The sequence below is a fragment of the Alteromonas sp. McT4-15 genome (assembly GCF_020515205.1).
In the GTDB taxonomy this organism is placed as follows: Bacteria; Pseudomonadota; Gammaproteobacteria; order Enterobacterales; family Alteromonadaceae; genus Alteromonas.
Genome location: NZ_JAJALG010000092.1, coordinates 1 through 1584, shown reverse-complemented (window position 1 = coordinate 1584; position 1584 = coordinate 1). Strand labels below are relative to the sequence as shown.

Sequence of the window (1584 nt, the reverse complement as noted above, 5' to 3'; positions counted from 1 at the left end):
AAATGATTTAGTCTTAAGCAAACTAATTATGGCACTGGCTTTCAGCTAACCCACGAAAATGCGGAGGCTAGCATTTCACAGGGAGTCATTGTGTCTAGGCGTCATTTACTTACAGCATTAAAATGTGGGTTCAGAGGTGACATTCCAGCATCAAGGTTGTTTCGCTAGGTTGCCTTTACAGCTTACTTTTTCGGTAGTTTCAACGGCTTTAGCAACGTGCTTTTCATCAACACCGCAACGCCAACATTCTGCATCACCAGCTTTCAAAACTCGCTCTTTTATCCAGCAATATCCTTTACATCTGGCATTTCGCACAGGGTTGTTTTATCTTAAATTCAATAGGTTAAACACGCGGTCTATTTGGCTAGTGGTGGCAGCAAAGCTGCGTACGTTCCTTTGTACGCCTAACAAAACGCTGTTGGCACTCCCTTCGGTCGCTGGGACGCTAACACGGGGCCGCTTCGCGATTATGGCCCCATGTTAGCGCCCCAAAGCTTAGCGTTATGTGCCTTAAAATATGAAGTATTTATTCGTAATTTTTAGTTTATTCCTCATGGCTGGTTGCGAAGTTAACTCTATTAAAAAGGTTGGCTACGGCAAGACTTTAGATACCGAGGTTAATGCAGCTTGTTTCAATAAAAGTTTTGGACACTTCCAGAATAGTACTGGCTATATTTTAAGTGTCAGAACTGAAATTCAGGGAAGCTCAGTCTTAAGTTATGATTTGACGATAGATGGCCAGAGAACTGCCGAGAGTCACGGACAATTTACGCGTAATTCGTTTCAATTATCAAAAGATTTTCTGGCGCAGCTAATAGAACAATGCTCTTATTAGTCATGGAGCACATAACAAAAAAATTAAGTCGCTCGCAGGCTCGCTGGGACGCATACAAGTGGGGCGGCTTCGCCATTATGCCCCACATGTCTGCGCCCGTTATTGGAAAGTTATGTGCAAGGTTGTTGAATATGGATGTCATCTCTTCGCAAATAGATCTTGAAGATTTTGTCAGTACCAAATGTAAAAAGGTCGCTGTTAGTAAAAGCGGTTGGGTTACTCTGTATATAGAAAAAGAGAATGGTCGTTACTGGATTAAAAGTTACCCAAATAGTGCGTTACATGGGGGCGGTCAGCCTATTCTCTCAAAAATAGACAAAGCTTTGGCAAAAGAGCAATTTGATGTTTAAAGCAATTGCACATAACAAAAAAATTAAGTCACTCACTGCGTTCGCTGGGACGCATACACGTGGGCTGCTTCGCATTTTAGCCCACGCGTCTGCGCCCCTTATTTAAAAGTTATACACCACACATTATTTAGTAATAATCAGGCTAAAGTTCAGTGCTTTTTTACAACGGCTTTGAGGGTTCGTTTGGGTTTTCGGTCAGCATCGAAGGAAACTTGAAAGCACCGCTTTTCAACTCAAGCAGCTCTCTTCTTTGGCAGCAAGTAAAAGCTAAAAACGTTGGTTGTTTTATTCAGTACTTTTACCCTATTTTCTTCAACATGCTGGCAGTTAAGAAACGGTTTGTGTATAACAAAAAAATTAAGTCGCCTGCTAGCGCAGGCTGGGACGCATACACGTGGG

General features: G+C 42.3%; 3 protein-coding genes. All 3 read left to right on the top strand.

All coding sequences use genetic code 11. The features are described 5' to 3' along the window. The first annotated feature begins 517 nt into the window (after positions 1–517). On the top strand, positions 518–835 hold the full coding sequence (locus LHL20_RS20880) for a hypothetical protein (protein WP_226434683.1): 318 nt from the start codon (positions 518–520) through the stop codon (positions 833–835). A 131-nt stretch (positions 836–966) separates the two neighbouring features. Continuing rightward, entirely contained in the window at positions 967–1185 is a 219-nt protein-coding gene (locus LHL20_RS20875) for an Imm27 family immunity protein (protein ID WP_226434682.1), read from the top strand. Positions 1186–1397: 212 nt separating this feature from the next. Next, positions 1398–1584 (top strand): hypothetical protein (locus LHL20_RS20870; RefSeq protein ID WP_226434681.1); only part of this gene is annotated, 187 nt, incomplete at its 3' end.

What these genes read in the sequence shown, in the direction of transcription:
- LHL20_RS20875 (WP_226434682.1), top strand. Translation starts at nt 967, where the DNA reads ATGGATGTCATCTCTTCGCAAATAGATCTTGAAGATTTTGTCAGTACC.
- LHL20_RS20880 (WP_226434683.1), top strand. Translation starts at nt 518, where the DNA reads ATGAAGTATTTATTCGTAATTTTTAGTTTATTCCTCATGGCTGGTTGC.